Here is a 392-nt window from a genome sequence, read left to right as displayed (position 1 = left end):
CCACTTCGAGAATGGAAGCGCGACCAGAAGATATCATTCGCTGGACCGAGGGACAGGCCATCATTGCGACCGGCAGTCCCTGCGGTGTGATTGAATTTAATGGACGCTCCATTCCGGTGGCGCAGTGCAATAACGTGTATGTTTTCCCGGCCATCGGTCTGGGGGCTATCGCCAGCGGCGCGACACGCGTAACAGAGGCTATGCTGATGGCGGCAAGCCGTGCGCTGGCCGATGCTTCCCCGTTGGTGCGTAACGGGGAAGGCGCTCTGTTGCCGGAGATTGGGACAATCTGCGAGGTGACCCGCAGCATTGCCTTTGAGGTCGGTAAGGCGGCACAGCAGTCGGGTGTGGCAGAGAAGATGAGCGACGACGCGCTGTCGCAGAGTATTAAA

Annotated in this window: 1 protein-coding gene; it reads left to right on the top strand. The window is 59.4% G+C overall.

Annotated features, from left to right (window positions below; translation table 11 throughout):
• The coding region (locus FDX22_RS22500; RefSeq protein ID WP_304571808.1) for a malic enzyme-like NAD(P)-binding protein at positions 1–392 on the top strand (392 nt) is incomplete at both ends.

This window comes from Citrobacter sp. TBCS-14, assembly GCF_005280805.1.
Classification (GTDB): Bacteria; Pseudomonadota; Gammaproteobacteria; order Enterobacterales; family Enterobacteriaceae; genus Citrobacter; species Citrobacter gillenii.
This window is presented reverse-complemented; position numbering and strand designations above follow the sequence as displayed.